18 protein-coding genes and 1 other RNA gene are annotated in these 17,752 nt (G+C 39.1%); 15 read left to right on the top strand and 4 right to left on the bottom strand.

Annotated features, from left to right (window positions below):
* Positions 1 to 94 precede the first annotated feature (94 nt).
* The 5 genes from M3M37_RS02530 to M3M37_RS02510 all read left to right on the top strand — a co-directional run bounded on the left by M3M37_RS02530 (position 95) and on the right by M3M37_RS02510 (position 3,781).
* On the top strand, positions 95 to 664 hold the full coding sequence (locus M3M37_RS02530) for an SLOG family protein (RefSeq protein ID WP_252795589.1): 570 nt from the start codon (positions 95 to 97) through the stop codon (positions 662 to 664).
* 45 nt (positions 665 to 709) lie between these two features.
* A complete protein-coding gene (gpsB, locus tag M3M37_RS02525) occupies positions 710 to 1,063 on the top strand; it encodes a cell division regulator GpsB (RefSeq protein WP_252795588.1) in 354 nt (117 codons plus the stop codon).
* 14 nt (positions 1,064 to 1,077) lie between these two features.
* Positions 1,078 to 1,455, top strand: an RNA gene (rnpB, locus tag M3M37_RS02520) — RNase P RNA component class B.
* Positions 1,456 to 1,522: 67 nt separating this feature from the next.
* On the top strand, positions 1,523 to 2,653 hold the full coding sequence (locus M3M37_RS02515; protein ID WP_252795587.1) for a THUMP domain-containing class I SAM-dependent RNA methyltransferase: 1,131 nt from the start codon (positions 1,523 to 1,525) through the stop codon (positions 2,651 to 2,653).
* 27 nt (positions 2,654 to 2,680) lie between these two features.
* On the top strand, positions 2,681 to 3,781 hold the full coding sequence (locus tag M3M37_RS02510; protein ID WP_252795903.1) for an NAD(P)/FAD-dependent oxidoreductase: 1,101 nt from the start codon (positions 2,681 to 2,683) through the stop codon (positions 3,779 to 3,781).
* Here the strand turns inward: M3M37_RS02510 and M3M37_RS02505 are convergent.
* Positions 3,760 to 4,170 carry a ribonuclease HI family protein gene (locus M3M37_RS02505; RefSeq protein ID WP_252795586.1) on the bottom strand — a complete coding sequence of 137 codons (411 nt, stop codon included), beginning with the start codon at positions 4,168 to 4,170 and terminating at the stop codon, positions 3,760 to 3,762. The two genes, M3M37_RS02510 and M3M37_RS02505, sit on opposite strands and share 22 nt — an antisense overlap.
* A gap of 31 nt (positions 4,171 to 4,201) precedes the next feature.
* Here M3M37_RS02505 and M3M37_RS02500 point away from each other — a divergent pair, with 31 nt between their 5' ends.
* From M3M37_RS02500 to M3M37_RS02470, 7 genes are all read left to right on the top strand, one after another.
* Positions 4,202 to 4,600, top strand: coding sequence for an EbsA family protein (locus M3M37_RS02500; RefSeq protein ID WP_252795585.1), 399 nt, complete (start codon positions 4,202 to 4,204; stop codon positions 4,598 to 4,600).
* On the top strand, positions 4,593 to 5,072 hold the full coding sequence (lspA, locus tag M3M37_RS02495) for a signal peptidase II (protein ID WP_252795584.1): 480 nt from the start codon (positions 4,593 to 4,595) through the stop codon (positions 5,070 to 5,072). Before M3M37_RS02500 ends, lspA begins: the two co-directional genes overlap by 8 nt.
* Before the next feature lie 4 nt (positions 5,073 to 5,076).
* Positions 5,077 to 6,021 carry an RluA family pseudouridine synthase gene (locus M3M37_RS02490; protein ID WP_252795583.1) on the top strand — a complete coding sequence of 315 codons (945 nt, stop codon included), beginning with the start codon at positions 5,077 to 5,079 and terminating at the stop codon, positions 6,019 to 6,021.
* On the top strand, positions 6,011 to 6,541 hold the full coding sequence (pyrR, locus tag M3M37_RS02485) for a bifunctional pyr operon transcriptional regulator/uracil phosphoribosyltransferase PyrR (RefSeq protein WP_252795582.1): 531 nt from the start codon (positions 6,011 to 6,013) through the stop codon (positions 6,539 to 6,541). The genes M3M37_RS02490 and pyrR overlap by 11 nt, the downstream gene beginning before the upstream one ends.
* Before the next feature lie 28 nt (positions 6,542 to 6,569).
* Positions 6,570 to 7,661, top strand: a complete 1,092-nt coding sequence (locus tag M3M37_RS02480) for a carbamoyl phosphate synthase small subunit (RefSeq protein ID WP_252795581.1) — start codon at positions 6,570 to 6,572, stop codon at positions 7,659 to 7,661.
* Entirely contained in the window at positions 7,648 to 10,194 is a 2,547-nt protein-coding gene (locus tag M3M37_RS02475) for a carbamoyl phosphate synthase preATP-grasp domain-containing protein (protein WP_252795580.1), read from the top strand. Before M3M37_RS02480 ends, M3M37_RS02475 begins: the two co-directional genes overlap by 14 nt.
* 152 nt (positions 10,195 to 10,346) lie before the next feature.
* Positions 10,347 to 11,483: an MFS transporter gene (locus M3M37_RS02470; RefSeq protein WP_252795579.1), complete on the top strand. Its 1,137-nt coding sequence runs from the start codon at positions 10,347 to 10,349 to the stop codon at positions 11,481 to 11,483.
* Positions 11,484 to 11,521: 38 nt separating this feature from the next.
* Here the strand turns inward: M3M37_RS02470 and M3M37_RS02465 are convergent, their stop codons facing one another.
* On the bottom strand, positions 11,522 to 13,234 hold the full coding sequence (locus M3M37_RS02465; RefSeq protein WP_252795578.1) for an Rqc2 family fibronectin-binding protein: 1,713 nt from the start codon (positions 13,232 to 13,234) through the stop codon (positions 11,522 to 11,524).
* Positions 13,235 to 13,363: 129 nt separating this feature from the next.
* On the opposite strand from M3M37_RS02465, the gene M3M37_RS02460 reads away from it, so the two are divergent.
* Positions 13,364 to 13,783, top strand: a complete 420-nt coding sequence (locus M3M37_RS02460) for a MarR family winged helix-turn-helix transcriptional regulator (RefSeq protein ID WP_252795577.1) — start codon at positions 13,364 to 13,366, stop codon at positions 13,781 to 13,783.
* A gap of 10 nt (positions 13,784 to 13,793) precedes the next feature.
* Positions 13,794 to 14,666: a DegV family protein gene (locus M3M37_RS02455; RefSeq protein ID WP_252795576.1), complete on the top strand. Its 873-nt coding sequence runs from the start codon at positions 13,794 to 13,796 to the stop codon at positions 14,664 to 14,666.
* Between the two features lie 231 nt (positions 14,667 to 14,897).
* Here M3M37_RS02455 and M3M37_RS02450 read toward each other — a convergent pair whose 3' ends face one another.
* Positions 14,898 to 15,443, bottom strand: a complete 546-nt coding sequence (locus M3M37_RS02450) for a TetR/AcrR family transcriptional regulator (RefSeq protein WP_252795575.1) — start codon at positions 15,441 to 15,443, stop codon at positions 14,898 to 14,900.
* A 140-nt stretch (positions 15,444 to 15,583) separates the two neighbouring features.
* Here M3M37_RS02450 and M3M37_RS02445 point away from each other — a divergent pair, with 140 nt between their 5' ends.
* Entirely contained in the window at positions 15,584 to 17,317 is a 1,734-nt protein-coding gene (locus tag M3M37_RS02445; RefSeq protein WP_252795574.1) for an MFS transporter, read from the top strand.
* 80 nt (positions 17,318 to 17,397) lie between these two features.
* Here M3M37_RS02445 and M3M37_RS02440 read toward each other — a convergent pair whose 3' ends face one another.
* The gene (locus M3M37_RS02440) at positions 17,398 to 17,742 is read right to left on the bottom strand and encodes a hypothetical protein (RefSeq protein ID WP_252795573.1); all 345 of its coding nucleotides are present in this window, start codon (positions 17,740 to 17,742) and stop codon (positions 17,398 to 17,400) included.
* Positions 17,743 to 17,752: the final 10 nt, after the last annotated feature.

Genomic DNA, 17,752 nt, shown 5'->3' with positions numbered 1-17,752 from the left:
AATTTGAAGCGTGGTATATTACAACAAATGATATTTCTATTATAGCAATTCCACCCGGGGAATAAAATTATACTAATTCAAGTCAGGTGACTTTATGAGTAGACAATGGATAACTGGATATCGGAGCTATGAATTGGGGGCGTTCGATGAAAAAAGCCCGAAAATTCAAATCATCAAACGTTCTTTGCGCAATCAGCTTATTGGGTTAATTGATAATGGTTGTGATTGGATTATTACCGGCGCACAACTAGGAACGGAACAGTGGACCGTAGAACTGGCGGCTGATTTAAAGAAACAGTTTCCAAATCATTTTCAAATCGCGGTGATGTTACCCTTTGCAGAATTTGGTAAGCAATGGAATGAAACGAATCAATTGCGATTACAGCAAACGCTTGCACTAGCTGATTTTTCTGCCACTGTTAGTCAAGTTCCTTACCATTCACCACAACAGCTAAAAAATTATCAGCAGTTTATGCTAACGCATACTGATGGGGCTCTGTTATTATATGATTCAGAAAATGAAGGAAAGGCACAGTATGATGTGCATGCGATTGAAGCATTTCAACAACAGCATCCGTATACCTGCCAATTTATCGATTTTGATGATTTACAGGAGGAAGCTGATCAATATGAGACAGAAATTAATTCTGAATTTTTCGAGTGACTATGTTATACTTTGATAGTTACCAAACGATAAGAGGTGCAGATTATGGATAACGTTAACTTTACGCCGAAAGATATTCTCCAAAAAGAATTCCGTCAAAAGATGCGCGGTTATGATCAAACTGATGTTGATTCTTTTCTGGATGAAATTATTAAGGATTATGAAACCTTCCAAACGGAACTCAACGATAAGGATCAGCAAATTGCTCAATTAGTGGCTGAAAATAACCAATTGAAAACTAAGCTGAATGCGACAGTGCAACAACCACAGCCGGAACCAGTTGTGCAACCGCAACAACCTGTTAATGAGTCTAAACCTTCTGATGCCACCACGATGGATATTTTGAAACGATTATCCAATCTGGAGCAACGTGTTTTTGGTGATGGACCACAAAATTAGTTATTATTGGTGCAGGTTCTGAGTAATCGCGGTCAGCAATTGCTGGCTGAGGAAAGTCCACTCTCGCACAAGCTGAGATGCTTGTAGTGTTCGTGCCCGGTGAAAAAATAAGCCGAGGGATTGTGTTACACAATTACGGCGAAGGAAATGGCTACGGATTTTCTAGGCCTCAGTACTTCCTAAGGTGCTATAGAGACGATTAATTCAAGAAATTGAATTACTGGAACGCAGTAAACCCCGCGAGCGGGAAACCCAAACTTTGGTAGGGGAGCTTTACACACGGAAATTGAACCAAGTGTAGGGCAAGAATCATTATGATTCTTGAGATAGATGATTACTACTTGATTGTTAGTCCTGATCTTTCAATTAAGCACAAAACATGGCTTACAGGAGCCTGCACCAATCAGGAAGAGTGGGTTTTTTCCCACTCTTTTTTTATATCGTGAGAAAGGGCATAACATGCAAAAATTTAACTTAATGGCTACTTGTGCTGCGGGAATTGAAGCAGTGACCGCCAATGAATTAAAACAAATGGGATACCAGGTCAACGTTTTGAATGGAATGGTTTTGTTTTCTGGAACGGTGACTGATATTATCAAAACCAATTTGTGGTTGCGAACGGCCGATCGGATCAAAATAATTGTCGGGGAATTTGAAGCTCAGACCTTTGATGAATTGTTTGAAGGCACCAAGGCTCTACCATGGGAAAGCCTAATTCCGATGGACGGAGAATTTCCGGTTGCTGGTCGCTCGAAAAAGTCGTTATTACATAGTGTCCCTGACGTACAAGCGATTACCAAAAAGGCGATTGCCACTAAACTAGCTAGTTTTTACCACCGGAGAACCCGGTTACCAGAAACCGGGGGATTATATCCCCTAGAAGTTCGCATTAATAAGAACCACGTGCTGGAGCTGTTAGATACGACCGGTCCTAGTTTGTTTAAGCGAGGTTATCGAATTGCCAAAGGAGAAGCTCCTTTAAAAGAAAATATGGCCGCAGCCTTGATCCTATTAACCAATTGGCATCCAGAAACGATGCCATTCTTAGATCCAATGTGCGGATCTGGAACCATTCCGATTGAAGCGGCGATGATTGCTAGAAACGTTGCTCCGGGAATTAAACGGTCCTTTGCGTTTGAAGAATGGGATTGGATTAGTTCCGACCTAGTTCAAAATATTCGGGATGAGGCCGTGAGCGTTATTAAAGATGAAGGAGAACTGCACATTCAGGCTTCTGATGTGAACGGAGAAATGATTAATCATGCTAAAGTCAATGCACAAGCGATGGGACTTTTGCATGATATTCAATTCAAACAATTAGCCGTTCAAGATTTTAAGACAACTTCTACCGATGGGGTAGTAGTCACTAACCCGCCTTATGGACAACGATTGGGCGATCAGGAAGCCGCTACGAATTTGTATCGTGATTTAGGACAAGTTTTTCGGCCGTTAACAACGTGGTCGAAATACTATTTAACCAGTGATTTAAATTTTGAAAAAGCATATGGACAAAAGGCAACGAAGCGCCGGAAGCTTTATAACGGTCAGATTCGAACTGATTATTTCCAGTATTGGGGAACCAAAGCCTAGGAGGAATGACTTACGAAACGAGTAGCAATTATTGGTGGTGGAATCGTAGGGACTAGTGCTGCTTACTTTTTAAACCAGCTGGCACCCGCTGATCAGGTGCAAGTGACACTGTTTGACAATGGAACCGGACAAGCAACGAAAGCAGCTGCGGGAATTATTTCTCCTTGGTTATCAAAGCGTCGCAATCAGCATTGGTATCATTTAGCTAGAGACGGAGCAGTCGTAGTGAAGCAATTGGCAACGGCGACTAAGATGGATACGCAGACCTATGCTAATAACGGAACTATCATTACGCGCAAAGATGCCGCACAAGTTTTTGACTTAGAACAATTGGCGCGGGAACGAAAACAATTAGCCCCCTTGATGGGGGAGATTCGGTCCTTAAATCCTAGTGAAATTAAGCAACTGTTACCCATGTTAACTAACATGCAACAACCGGGCTTATTCATAAGCGGGGGGAGTTGGATTGATGGGAATCGTTTCTGTCAACATCTGTTAGCCCAATGTGCACAAGCAATGGTTCACGTTGTCTCAGAACAAGTAACGTTGGCTGATGAGCATCAATTAATCACTACCGGAGGAGTTCAACGGTTTGATAAGATTATTGTGGCTACGGGAGCATGGACGAAGCAGTTGTTGCAATCAATCAACGTTAAAGCTGATATTCGTCCGCAAAAGGGCCAGTTAATTGAGCTCCAATTACCCCATGCTACCTTACCGAATCGACCGGTACTGATGCCGGAGTCAGAGTACGATTTTATTCCGGTTGCTTCAGATCGATTGATTATCGGAGCAACTCATGAAGATGATCAGGGTTTTGATCTTACTGAAACTCCAGCAGCAACGACAGACCTGTTACAAACCGCTAAACACTTAATTGCAGGAATTAGCTCAGAAAATGTTATTCTAAAGAGGGTTGGAACCAGGGCCTATACCTCTGATTACGGCCCATTTATCGGATCAGTGCCAGAACATGCTGATCTTTTAGTGGGAACCGGGCTAGGATCATCTGGATTAACCACCGGACCATTAGTCGGGAAGCTCTTAGCGCAATTAGCATTAGATCAAACAGTAGATTTAACCACTTACTCTAAACCAGTTACGAACTATTTACGCTCGGAGCGATGAAGGGCTTGTAGTGCTAATTGATGGGCTCCTTGGTTATCTCGATCTGGAATCCAATTCACAAAGAAAATAGAAAATGATTGTTGCAATTGCTGAATGCAATCAACGTATTCTTGGTAGTGCTTGGCATAGTTTTTTTGAATACTATCAGCAACGATTTTACTATCAGTATAATAGTTAACGATGGCAGTGTGTTGCTCTGCCTTCGTTAACTGTTGTTGTAAGGTTTTCAATGCCAATTCACAGGCTTGAAACTCAGCTTCATGGTTATTGGTTGCATTGAGCAACCGTTTTACTGGATACTGTTTGTGATTAACAATAATTAAAACCCCAGCGCTACATTGCTGGGTCTGCGGCTGCTCCGCCGCATCAGAATAAACTTTAATGTACATGGTAATCTCCATCTTGTAAGGGGTATTTTTTATGATAACGCAGAAAAGAAAATTTTTATATCAACCGCAACCCACCACTAGCATTATTTGTTGGAGTTGGACGCTTATTGTTTTATTGGTCGGAGTCATTATTTGGCTTGAAATCACCCAATTTCAAAATATCACTTTTATGTTTTTTCTAGCGTTTGTGGCTTTGACCTGGATCCAGATTTATTTCCGCAAGATGTTAGTCTGGTCTGATACGATTGAGATTAGACAGGTCTTAAATCCATTTGGGAAAAAGATTAGTCTGCAGTCCATTTCACGAGTGCAAGCTCAGCGAAATAGCATTGCATTTAACGCCGGGGGCCGTCGGTATAAGTTTTTATTACCAGCGAACTCTGTAATTGAACTAGAAGAACTATTAACCAAGGATCGCCAGCATGAGTAAGACAAGTAAGTCACGGTTCCCTCAGTTATTCCTCATTCTTACGTTTACGGGAACATTACTTTTAATTATTATTGATCAATGGGTTAAACAAATAGTGCGAACCCAAGTTAAACCAGGTGAGAGCATCAATTTGATTCCCCACGTATTATCAATTACAAACATTACCAACTCAGGTGCTGCTTGGAGTTTTTTAGCGGGTAATTCGTGGATTTTTATCGTAATTGCAGGAATCGCTAGCCTCCTTTTTATCTGGTTAATGGCTAAAAACCAACGACAGCACTGGATTGTAATTGCTTTAGGATTAATGTTAGCGGGAACCATTGGTAATTTATTGGATCGAATTTTCTTTGGTGCGGTTACTGATATGATTCAGTTCGATTTTATCCAATTTCCGATTTTTAACCTAGCAGATTGTTACCTTACGCTCGGCGTGGGATTAATCCTAATTCGACTCGTTTTACAGGAGGACTAGACTAATGGAAGAACGCCAATTTACGGTTGACCAACCAGATACGCGGTTAGATAAATTAATTGCTAATCAATTTCCGGATTTAACTCGTTCGCGAGTTAGTAAACTAATCAAAGATGGAGCCGTTTTAGTTAATCAGCGGGTCCAAAAACCCAAGTATCAAGCTCAATTGCATGATCAGATTACGATTAAGATTCCAACTCCCGAGCAATTAGATGTCACTCCCGAAGCAATTCCGTTGGACGTGGTTTATGAAGATGATCAGGTGATTGTCGTTAACAAACCGCAAGGCATGGTAGTTCATCCCGCTCCGGGACACCCCAATCATACGTTGGTTAACGCTTTACTTGCACATACCAAGTTATCTAGCATTAACGGGACGGTTCGTCCGGGAATTGTGCATCGGATTGATAAGGACACCTCAGGCTTACTAATGGTGGCTAAGACCGACGTGGCCCACCAATCGTTAACGAAGCAACTCCAAGAAAAGACTAGTCGGCGCAAATATTTGGCACTTGTTCATGGCAACATTCGTGAAGACCAGGGAACTATCGATGCCTCGTTAGGTCGTTCGTCTAAGGATCGTAAGAAACAAGCGGTGGTTCCAGATGGGCGCCATGCGGTTACTCATTTTCGGGTACTACAACGGTTTGGTTCAGATTATACGTTAGTGGAATGCCAGTTAGAAACCGGCCGGACGCATCAGATTCGGGTGCACATGCAATACATTAATCATCCGCTAGTCGGAGATCCTCTCTATGGACCCCGGAAAACGATTAAGGGGAATGGTCAATTTTTGCATGCTTCCGAATTAGGGTTTACGCATCCTACGACGGGGAAAGCGTTAGATTTTCACAGTCCCTTGCCACCCATTTTTCAGCAAACATTAGCTAAGTTAGCCAAACAATACGGTGTTACAAATTTAGAGGAGGAAGCCAAGCATGAATGGTGAAAAAGTTGTTTTAGATAGCATGTCAATGCAACGGGCATTGACTCGCATTACCTATGAAATCATCGAAAAGAATAAAGGGGTCCAAAACCTCGTTTTAATTGGAATTAAGACGCGCGGAGTTTACCTTGCAGAACGGATTTCCAATCGTCTGAAAAAGTTGGAAGACACTGATGTACCGGTAATTTCACTGGATATCACCAAGTATCGAGATGACCAAGCAGCTGCTGCCAGTAATCAATCGGTAGCAGAAAACGTAGTTCCCATTGATGATAAAAACGTGGTTCTCGTCGATGATGTATTATTTACAGGGCGAACGGTTCGGGCAGCCTTAGGAGCCATCAATGAAATTGGTCGACCTAAACGGATTAATTTGGCTGTTTTGGTAGATCGCGGTCATCGGGAATTACCGATTAGAGCAGATTTTGTGGGTAAAAACATTCCGAGTTCAAAAGATGAAACGATCAAAGTACTAGTATCTGAAATTGATGATCGAGATGGGGTCGAAATTAAGCAAAAATAGCAATGACCTTAGGTAGGAAGGAGTTTATGTGGTTAAACGATATTTAGTTCTAGATGACGGAACCTCATTTGCAGGAGAAGCATTTGGTGATTTAACCAGTACCACTGGAGAACTAGCAATTAATACTAATTTAAATTATTATCAAGAGGCTTTAACTGATCCAACTTACCATAATCAAATTGTTACTTTTTTGCAGCCCTCCATTGGAAACGTTGGAATTAACCCCAAAAATTATGAATCCATTTTGACGTCCGCAAAGGGGATTGTCGTGCATCAAAGCGAAAATATTTCTTTTTCGCAATTAAAGGATCTGTCATTGGATTCCTTTTTAAAGGAACGACATATTCCAGGGATTAGTCAAATTGATACCCGTCAATTGCAGAAACATGTGCGACAACACAACGTAAAAAAGGCCAGCATTGTCAGTACTAATGATGACCACGCTTTTGATCAATTACAGGCAGCGGTGTTAAGTAATCAACAAATTCAAGCCGTTGCCACGCCGAAACCATATTTGGTACCGGGGACTGGAGTTACGATTGTGGTAATCGATTTTGGATTACGGGAATCCATCATTCGGCAGTTAGCGAAGTTAAATTGCAACATGATTGTCGTGCCTTGGAATACCACGTTTGCTGAAATTAAGAACTTGGATCCTGAAGGAGTAGTGCTCTCATCAGGACCAGGTTCTCCAGATGAAATTGATGCAAGCGTCATTGAAACCATTCAAATAATTCAGGAGCACTTACCGTTATTTGGAATTGGGTTAGGTCATGAATTAATTGCAATTGCGAATGGGGCCCGAGTAGCCAGAATGCCAATTGGTAACTATGGCAGTAATCATCCGGTACGGAAAATTATTACCAACGAGTTGATTTATCCTAATCAGGCGCAGGCTTATGCGATTGTAAACGATTCTGTAGACCACAATCGTTTAATTGTAACTTACAAAGATATTATTAATGGAACTATCCAGGGAATTCGGAGTCGAGATTTTCCGACTTTCTCCGTTCAATTCTCTCCCGATGGCTCTGGGGGAATGGTTGACGGCTTCGATTTATTTGAAGAATTTGTTGAGAGCATTATTGCACACAGGAGATCAACTCATGAAGCAAATTAAAAAAATTCTGATTCTGGGTGGAGGAGCTTCTAACATTGATCATGAAAGTGAACAAGATGCGGCTGCTTTTCAAGCAATTTCAGTTTGGCGTCGGTTAGGGATTGAACCTTATGTAATTGACAATAATCCATATTCACTGTTATTACAGGAAATTGATCCCCAGCATACCTTTGTAAGGAGTATTACAACCCAAACCGTAGCTGATTTATTACGGGAACACCATATTGACGGGATTACCCCCATTTTTGGGACTAAAGCTGCGCTAACGGTTGTGCAAAGGTTAGAAAAAAACCAGGTGTTACAAGAATTACAAGTCCAGTTAATTGGATTGAACACCAATAATTTATACTTATTTGGAACGGAAACCGAAGCTGCTGAACAAAATACCGCGTTAGCTAATCGATTAGCTGATAATCACATTCCCATTGTGGCGTCGCAAATCATTAGTAATTTTACTGATTTACGGAATAACATCGAACGGATTCAATTTCCCGTTTCCATTAAACCGTTAAGTACCAACAAAAAGCGGCAACGACGGATTTTTCAAAACATGGAAAGCCTCAATAACGAAATTGATGATTTATTTCAGGAGTCGCCGGAACAAAAGCTCTCGTTAGAACGAGAAGTTGGTAATTACCAAGAAATTGGAATGGTGGCTATCAGAGACGTTGAAGGCAATAAAATGCTGATTTCTTCGCTGGAAGATATGAATCCGGTGAAGATTAATGCGACTGATTCGGTTATTTTTGCCCCGGCTCAGACCTTGAACGATTATCAATTGAAACGATTACGTTCAATTACGTTTGACGTTTTAGACTGTTTAGGAATTAAGGGAATTTGTCATCTGCAATTTGCCGTAAATGGTGCGACTGATGAGGTTTATGTAATTAAAGTAAATCCGGTTTTTAATTCAGAAACGTCATTAGCGGCCAAATCCACTGGTTATCCGCTGGCCAAGGTGGCAGCTTCATTATTATTAGATATTCCGCTAACCAAAGTAAAATTACCACCGCGGTTTAATCCGTTGACGACCATCTTACAGCCTTTAAGTGATCATGTTACGGTTAAGATGCCAATTTGGTCATTTGATTATTTAGATATGGCGGATAATCATTTGGGTACGCATGCGAAAGCCACCGGAGCTGCAATCGGAGTAGGACGTAGTGCTGAAGCAGCATTAATGATTGGACTACGTAGTCCGCAAGATGTTCTCCCTGAATATGCTGATTTGAGCGAAGATGATTTAATTAATCAATTGATTCATCCGACCGACCAGCAAATTCTAATTTTGTTTGAAGCCGTGCGGCGGGGGTATTCCGCCAGTGACTTAAGTGAGTTAACTAAAATTGACGAATTTTACTTTGTCATTATGAAGAATTTGCTGACAGTGATTGAACAAGTGCAACAACATCCTCTACAAGCAGAAGCACTTTTAGCTGGTAATCGGTATGGGTTTGGAAATGGAATGTTTTGCCATTTTTGGAAGACTGATAACGCAACCATCGTGGCCATGCAAAAAAAACTAAAGCATGCTAAGACTTATAAGATGATAGATCCCACGGCGGGGGAATTTCCAGAAAAAATTAATTCCTTCTATGGTAGTTATGAATTTGAAAACGATACCCAAAAGTTGAGTGATCATAGTGCCTTAGTCATCGGAAAAGGGCGGAATCACTTAGGTCCGAATACCGCTGCTGATACTTATACGGCGGAAATGTTAATTCAACTGCATAAATTAGGTTATAAAACCATTATTTTAAATAATAACCCCAATTCGGTTTCTTTAATTCCGGCCATTAGTGATAAACAATACATTGAACCAGTTCAGCTGGGCGAAATTTTAAATGTAATTGAATTAGAACAACCCCAGTACGTGTTTTTACCAGGTAATCGTCATTTCTTGATTCGGGAACTGCAAAAGATTGCTGGAAGCTTTAAATTAGTAATTCTTCCTCCAGATCAAGAAACCGGAACTGTCTATCAAGATCACGCTGATTTTGCGTTAAACGTGTTGGTGAGTCCTCAGGGAATAATCCCCATTGCAACGGTAGGCTTTCGTTCGCAAATGGAAAATGACGATAATCAGTTAGAAAATCAAACCAGTTATTACATTCCTTATGCTAACCAGCAGTTGGATTCGGAACGAGTGGAAGAGTTGGCTCGGGCTGAGATTAAGCAACATCCGTTAACTGGTTTAATTCAGATCTTATTCACCATTGATGAAAAGGGGAATTACGTGACAACCGGGATTACCCCGCTTCGAATCACAGAAACCATCTTTTTAAACCAGGTAACTGGGATTAACTGGATTCGGATTTTAATGCAAATGTATACAGGTCATTTTGATCCAATGTTTATTCGGAAGTTAATTCCTCAAATTGATTCAGCGAGTCGATTTGCGATTATGCAAATTACATTTCCGTTTAAACACCTGGGAATTAGCAATGTTCCCAAACGCCGACGGTATGAAATTGGGGCAAAACTTTCTTTTGGTCCCACGTTAGATGACTCTACCACTAATTTACTAAAATAAGAGAAACTTGCGAAATGCAAGTTTCTCTTATTTTTTATTGCAATTGACAATAGTTGTCATTATCCATATACTAAGAGCAATTTTCGTTAAGAAGCGGAGGGGGTCCAATTAATTTATCAGCGCGGTTTAATTATTATCTTTATACAGTGGGAGTGAAAGCTCGCTTCACTCGCATCATTAATATTTTGTTTTGTCTGCAAATTCTCCACTTAACCTTGCTTCAGTTTGCGTTGTTTCAATCGACTTTCTTGGTTGCTCAACTAATCATGGAATTACCAGCTGGGATTATCAGTGATTTAGTCGCTCGTCGTAAAATTATTGTAAGCGGGCTGATGATTCTGAGTATTTCTCCCTTAATCATGGTTAGTGCGGTCATTTTGGCTCATCCGCTGTTAATTATTTTATTGGCAGCCATTCTTGAGGGAGTAGGTAATGCACTTCTGAGTGGCTCTGACACTGCTTACTTTTTTGAAGCGTTACGGACAGATCATGATTTAGAATTTTATGATCGCATTCGGGGGCAAGTACAGTTAGTAACGGCACTCGTCACGGGAATAGCAACGTTTGTGGGTGGATTTTTGTTTACTGTGAATTTTATCTTGCCTTACATAGCTCAGATTGGATGTTTGTTATTGACTATCTTATTAATCAGTAGTCTGCCCGTTGAACCAAAAGCAATAGGGAAGCAGAATAAAACTGATTTTTGGCAACCGTTACTTGTTTTTCGTTCAATGTTTACTAATAAAACCATTCTGGCTACCTTTTTATTGACCGGAATGATTACAGCGGTCGTGAATACTATTTTTAGTTTTATGCCGCAAACGGTTGCTAAAATTGGCTATTCGGCAACGGCAAATGGACTGATTTTTATGTTGTTTAGTTTTGTAGGTGGGTTAGTTGCGACGCAATCTTATCGGTTATTGAACTGGAAAATTACTCGGATTATGGAATTAATTATTGTGATGATTGGCGTTGGCTTCTTATTACAATTACAATCGCTACCGTGCTTGTTTTTTGGTGGTTTAGGAATCTTGTATATTACAGTTGATTTTCTAGATCCCCTTGTAATGACCATTTTGAATAATTGGGTTAGGGATCGTGAACGAGCCACCTTTCTTTCAGGTTTGGCGTTTTTAACGACGATTTTAACCATTTTAGTAAACCCTTTAATTAGTGTCCTAATGACTAAATTAGGAGTAATTGCAATGCTAGGGATTGTGGCTGGATTCACCATTCTGGCGATTATAACGATGATTATCATCTTTAATTTAGCGCAACCTAGAAAATAATCCCATGACTAACAAGGAGCCATAGGATTATTTTAGTTTTATTTTTTCGCATTAAGCCGAAGTTGTTCAACTAGTTCTTGTTTAGGAGTAACATAGACGGTTTTTTGACCGGTATAATGAACCAATCCGGGTTTGGCACCATTGGGCTTTTTAACTCGTTTGACTAAGTCGTAGTCAACGGGGACATTCGCTGAATCGCGGGCCTTAGAAAAGTAAGCGGCTAAATTAGCAGCTTCTAGAATGGTCTGTTCACTTGGATTGAATGAACGAATAATTACGTGCGAGCCATGAATTTTCTGAGTGTGTAGCCAGGTTTCCCGTTTGTCAGCGGTCTTGAGGGTTAACTTGTCATTTTGCAAGTTATTTTTCCCGACTAAAATGACCGTCCCATCGGTTGCCACAAATTTTTCTGGTTGACTAACTTGAACTTTTTTCTTTTGGCGTCCCGTCTGGCGTTTTAGATAGCCAGCTTGTTGGAGCTCGGTTTTAATGTCAGCCAAATTTTCGGGATTAGCCAGTTCAATTTGACTCTCAATGTTTTCAAAGTAGTCAATCTCAGCTTGGGCGTTTTTAATTTGCTGTTGAATGTATTGACCAGCATTCTTTTTCTTTTGGAACTGTTTGAAGTACCACTGGGCATTTGCAGATGGGGATAGTTCAACCTTTAAGTTAATCTCAATCGTTTGATTATTGTCATAAAAGTTAGGTAACGAAATCTTTTTCATTCCGGGCTTTACTTGATGAAGATAAGTCATTAAAACTTCACCTTTAATCCGATATTGATTAGCATTAGCAGCGTCCGTTTCATCTTTTTCTAATCGTTTAATTTTCTTACGATTTTTCTTTAATTCATTTCTAGTGATTTGAATTAATTGGGCGCCTTGTTCTCGAACTCGTTCTCTTTGAACCTTAGTTTGGTAGAATTGATCTAACATTGTGCTCAATGAGGTGAAATGTTGATCAACTTGCAAGGGAGGGAAGGGAAAAGGGGCAAACCCTAGTTTCCCCTCCTTAGTGAGGGTAGTTACGGGTGCAGGATGATCAAACTTTTGCCAAAAATCAGCATACTTGGTTTGCAGACTTCCTCCAGATTGATGCAGGGCCTCTGCAAGAGCAAGTGAGGTATCAGTTCCTAATCCCTGTAAATGCTTTCGTAATTCACCGGCTAGGACTTCTAGGTTGGGAAAATCATGATCCAAACGTTCAATTACACTAAAGTCAGATAACTGAAACGGATTTAATAAATCTTGTTGAGGTGGATTTACGTATTTTGAACCAGGTAAAATAGTGCGGAATCGATTTTTGTCAGGGCCAATCCGTTTGATGGCGTCAATAATGTTTCGATTTTGGGCTTCGACCAGCATAATGTTACTATGCCGAGCCATGATTTCAATGACCAGAACTAGTTCCTCCAAGTCTCCAATTTCATTGCGGGTATTAATGTGGAGATGAACAATCCGATCGTTATCAACCTGATGAATTTGGTTGATAAAACTACCTTGAAGGTGCTTGCGTAACGTCATCGTAAAGTTATTGGGAATTGGGGGATTTTGAAAGGGAATTTCCGTAGTTTGAATGCGTGCATAGGTAGGATTAGCAGACAACAATACCTGGTAATTTTGCTGCTGAGCTCTAACCGTCATGATGATTTCATTGGAATAGGGTTCACTAATTTTAGTGATCCGTCCTCCAATTAATTCTGCTTGTAATTCGTTGACCATTGCATGGGTAAAGGAACCATCAATTGACATAATTCGTCTCCTTTTAAATTTAGCGTTATTTTTAGTATAGCTTATAAATCCTATAACTAACAGCGATAAGAAAAAGCGTAAACTTGTAACAGGCAATTAATGCTATAATGATTAGCGGAGGATTTAACGATGAAAAATAGTTTAGAGGCATTGCGTGACGTTAGTAAAATTCATCAACACCAATTGCAAGTAATTACGAAGGAACAAAATTTAACTATTTCAGAGTGGCAATTGTTAATTGCAATTGACGATGGAAGCGATACTCAAGAAAAGTTGGCACATACAATGAATTTAGATACGTCAACGCTTTCACGGCAATTAAAACGCTTGCTAGTCAAAGAGATGATAATTAAACATGCCGTTGGTCAAGATCGACGTCAGTTAATTTACCAATTAACGCACGTGGGTATTAATGCACTAAAGCAGATTAATGCTGCTTATGATCAACTCCAACAACAAATTTTTGCTCAATGGACAGAAGATGAATCGAACCTGTTAAAAATCCTATTAAATCGATTAGCAACTAGTATGAAAAGATTGAATAAATGAGGTGCATAGATTGAAAACAGCCATTGTAACTGATAGTACCTGCTATCTTTCTAAAAAGGAAATTAAGAAGTATCACATCCATATTATTCCACTTGAGATTTTGTTTGGAGCAACTGAATACTTAGAAAATGTTGATATTACTAGCAAGGATTTTTATCCTAAGTTAGCGGAAGCATCAGAATTACCGACGACCTCCCAACCAGCTACTGGAAAACTAATTGAACTATACAATCAATTAGCAGATGAAGGATATGAGAACGTTATCACAATTACGCTGGCTGGAACCATTTCGGGTTTTTATAATCAAATTGGGAACATTGCAAGTATGGTCTCCAATCTACGTGTAATTCCATTTGATTCAGAAATTACTCTAGGATTAATGGGAGATTTAGCAATTTATGCAGCTCAGTTGGCAGCTGCTAATACTGATCCGGATACAATTATTGCCAAATTAAAGGAACAACGTGCTACGATTGATGAACTTTTTGTGGTAGATGATCTAAAGAACTTAGTTAAAGGCGGTCGGTTATCAAACGCATCTTCATTTATTGGTGGATTATTGAACATCAAGCCAATTTTAACCTTTGATAAGCAAACTGATGAAATTATAGCTTTTGATAAGGTGCGCACGATGAAACGAGCTTTAAAACGAGTTGAGCAGCTATTTAACGAAAAAACAGCGCAATTAGATTATCCAATTAAAGCATTCGTGTTGGATGCTAACGCTAGCCAAACTGGAAAACAATGGATGAAGCACCTTAAGCATGAATTTCCAGAAGTAGAGTTTACGCAAGCAGAGATTGGTTCAGTCATCGGAACGCATTTGGGTTCAGGAGCTTTAGCGTTAGGCTGGGAACGAAATATTCATAAATTAAAAGATTAGGAACGAATTTAAGATTCGTTCTTTTTATTTTGCGTACATATAAGTGGGGCGTAATCCATGAAGTTAGTTTCCCTTAATTACATGTTTTAGTTTACATAATATATATTATACGAAGTAATTATTAAATCTAATAAAACCAGCATCTTAAGCAAATTTCCTCATTTATTCTTCTAGCTCCATGGATTCATGGCAAATTAATGAACCATTAGTTCATTTAGTCAATTTGAATCATTATTGCGCTAATCTTTCCAGTGCTTTAGCTAACATTTTAGCAACTACGGCTGGCTCTTCTGGTTCTTTCTTATTAATCCAATTAGAAATTAAGTTCCAATAGCCACCCACAAAGAAATCCATGATATATCGTGCTTCTTGCTCACTGACTTCACCGTGCCAAGTAACATCAAATGACTGATATACCTTGACGGTCATTGCTGTCCTTTTTAACATTAACGGCACAAATAAATCATTTTGAATTAAAATTCTAGTTTTATCTCTTTTTTCGTACCAGAAAGTAAAAAAATTAACTAACATCTGTCGAAATGTCAATTGATCTTTTGCTTTCTCGTGTAAAAAGGCAAAATACTCAGTAAAAAGCTCGTCACAATAGTAATCCAATACCTCATCTTTGTTATTAAATAACCGGTAAAATGTTCTTCTGGCTACATTTGCTTGCTCTGTGATGTCTTTAATCGTGATTTTAGCGTATGGTTTCGTTTTTAACTTTATAAATAGTGCGTTAATTAACCATTGTTTTGTTCGATCTGTCGTTTTACTCATTTTTAGCTCCTTTTTAGTCACAAATTAACGATTTTCGTTTCATTTTTAGAATTATTATAGACTGCTCAACTAGTTTGCACTATGCTTTTATTAAAAATAATGTCACACATGTGCCAAAAATAAAAGGAGTAATAGAAGCTATGAAAAAAGTGAAAGCAGTTTTACCTATTTTAATCATTGTTAATCTCTTGTGTATGATGGACGTTTCGATTATGACCATTGTGTTACCAGAGATCCAAACCGCCTTTAAAACCAACCTAAATAATTTATCGTGGGCTCTCAATGTCTATACCATTATTTTTGCAAGTATGATCATTCCGTTTGGACGACTTTCAGATAAGCTAGGAAAAAATAAATTTATTTTCACCGGTTTAATTATTTTTGGAATAGGCTCACTATTAACGGGGCTTTCCCCCAATTTATCGTTCATGCTAGTTGCTAGAGCAATTCAGAGTCTTGGTGCAGCAATGATTATTCCGACCAGCATGGTCACTGCGATGGAACTAACTGATGATCAAAACCGCAATAAAACGATTGGGATTCTGGCTGGTTCACAAGGATTAGCAGTGGCATTAGGACCTGCAATTGGGGGTTTTGTTTCTCAATTTTTCGGGTGGCGTTGGGTGTTCTTCATCAACGTTCCCGTTATTATCATTGTTTTAATAATTTTTAATTTAGTCTTGCCCGTTAAAAATGAAAAAATCCAAAAATCTGTTAACATTGATTGGTTAGGAACCATTCTGAGCATTATTCTCCTTGCTTCCTTTTCATTAGCACTGATCGAAGGAAAAGATTGGGGCTGGCTTTCTGCAAAGATTATCAGCTTATTAATCATTGCGTTGGTAGCTTTAATTACATTTGTTGTAGTCGAAAGTAAAGTAACGAATCCAATGATTAATTTAAACCTCTTTCGTGATCGAAATTTTACCGGTTCCGCTATTTCTCTGGTCCTGTGTAATTATTTACTAGGTGGGTTCGCAGTTATAATTCCCACCTTTTTAACCAAAATATATAATCATAGTGAGCTTTCAGCCGCTTTGCTGATTACGCCCTATTCGATTGCCGTAATGTTTTCGGTGATTTTCTCATCATTAGCAATCAAAAAACTAAATCAAAAATTAATGCTTGCGATTGGCTTTATTTTGATGGGATTTGCTTATTATCAATTATCTAATTTAAATCTAGATCACAGTTCGCTTCCACTGGTTTATGCCGGGATCACGCTCGGAATCGGCTACGGAATCGTAGCTTCAACCGCCAATATTTTGGCTGCGTCTAATTTTCACGGCCAACTACTAACCGATTCTAATAGTGTTGCTAATGTGTTAAGACAAGTTGGAATGGTGCTTGCAATTGCCATTTTTGCTTCGTTACTGACCAACAATATCAAAACGGCTAAGACCAATTTAATTAATGATGGCCAACAACAAATTACCAACCTAAAAGTACCAGGAACAGTAAAACAAAAGCTTAATCATACAATTAAGCAAAAATTAGATCCTAACAGTAATCAAGTTTCGCAAAATAAAGCTTCCTCAAATAAAACAGCGGATACGATTCCGGTAACTAAAATTCAAATGATCGAAGAGCGAAACTATCAAATTGCGGTTAAACAGATTGCAGCCACAAAAGGAGTTAGTCCTAACAGTCTCCCTGAACCAGTTAAAAATCAGATTAAAGCGCAGGTGAACCAAACCGTCGAAAGTAAAATTAACGCTGAAAGTGAGGAAATTAAAAACTTCATAAACCATTTCCAAAAAACAATTAAAAGACAACTTAAAGTGGCATTCCTCAAGGTTTATCGCTCAATGATCTGGATGCCCTTCCTATCACTATTAGTTATTCCCGTTTTTACATTTAAAAAGAGAAAATAAATTAACCTTATACCCCCAAAAATCCAACTATCTATTTAATAATAGTTGGATTTTTGCTTTTTATTTAATAACTAATAATCTTAAAGCCAATTGTGTTGCTTTAATCGCTTCCAAGTTTCTTTATATCCAGTTATATAATCAATAATTTCTTGAAATCGGCCCCGAAATAAGGGATTAATCCAGCGGAAAACGGCTCCCAAAACAATCCAGTGCCACTGATAATGTTGGTTCGTCTGCCACTCTTGCTGAGCTTGTTTACTTCCTAACTCCCAATCACTTTTTCGTTTAGAAGTTGTTGACTCATTATAATTTGCATTTGTAAACTTTGCTTGCTGTTTCCAATCATAAGGTTGCTGGAAATGTCCTGCTTCGTACTTGTGTTTCAGCCAATCATGAATCTCATTCCAATTATGTTTATCTGCCATTATAAAACCT

This window comes from Fructilactobacillus carniphilus, assembly GCF_024029675.1.
Taxonomy (GTDB): Bacteria; Bacillota; Bacilli; order Lactobacillales; family Lactobacillaceae; genus Fructilactobacillus; species Fructilactobacillus carniphilus.
Note: the sequence above shows the minus strand (reverse complement) of the source record. Positions and strands in the feature narration are given on the sequence as shown.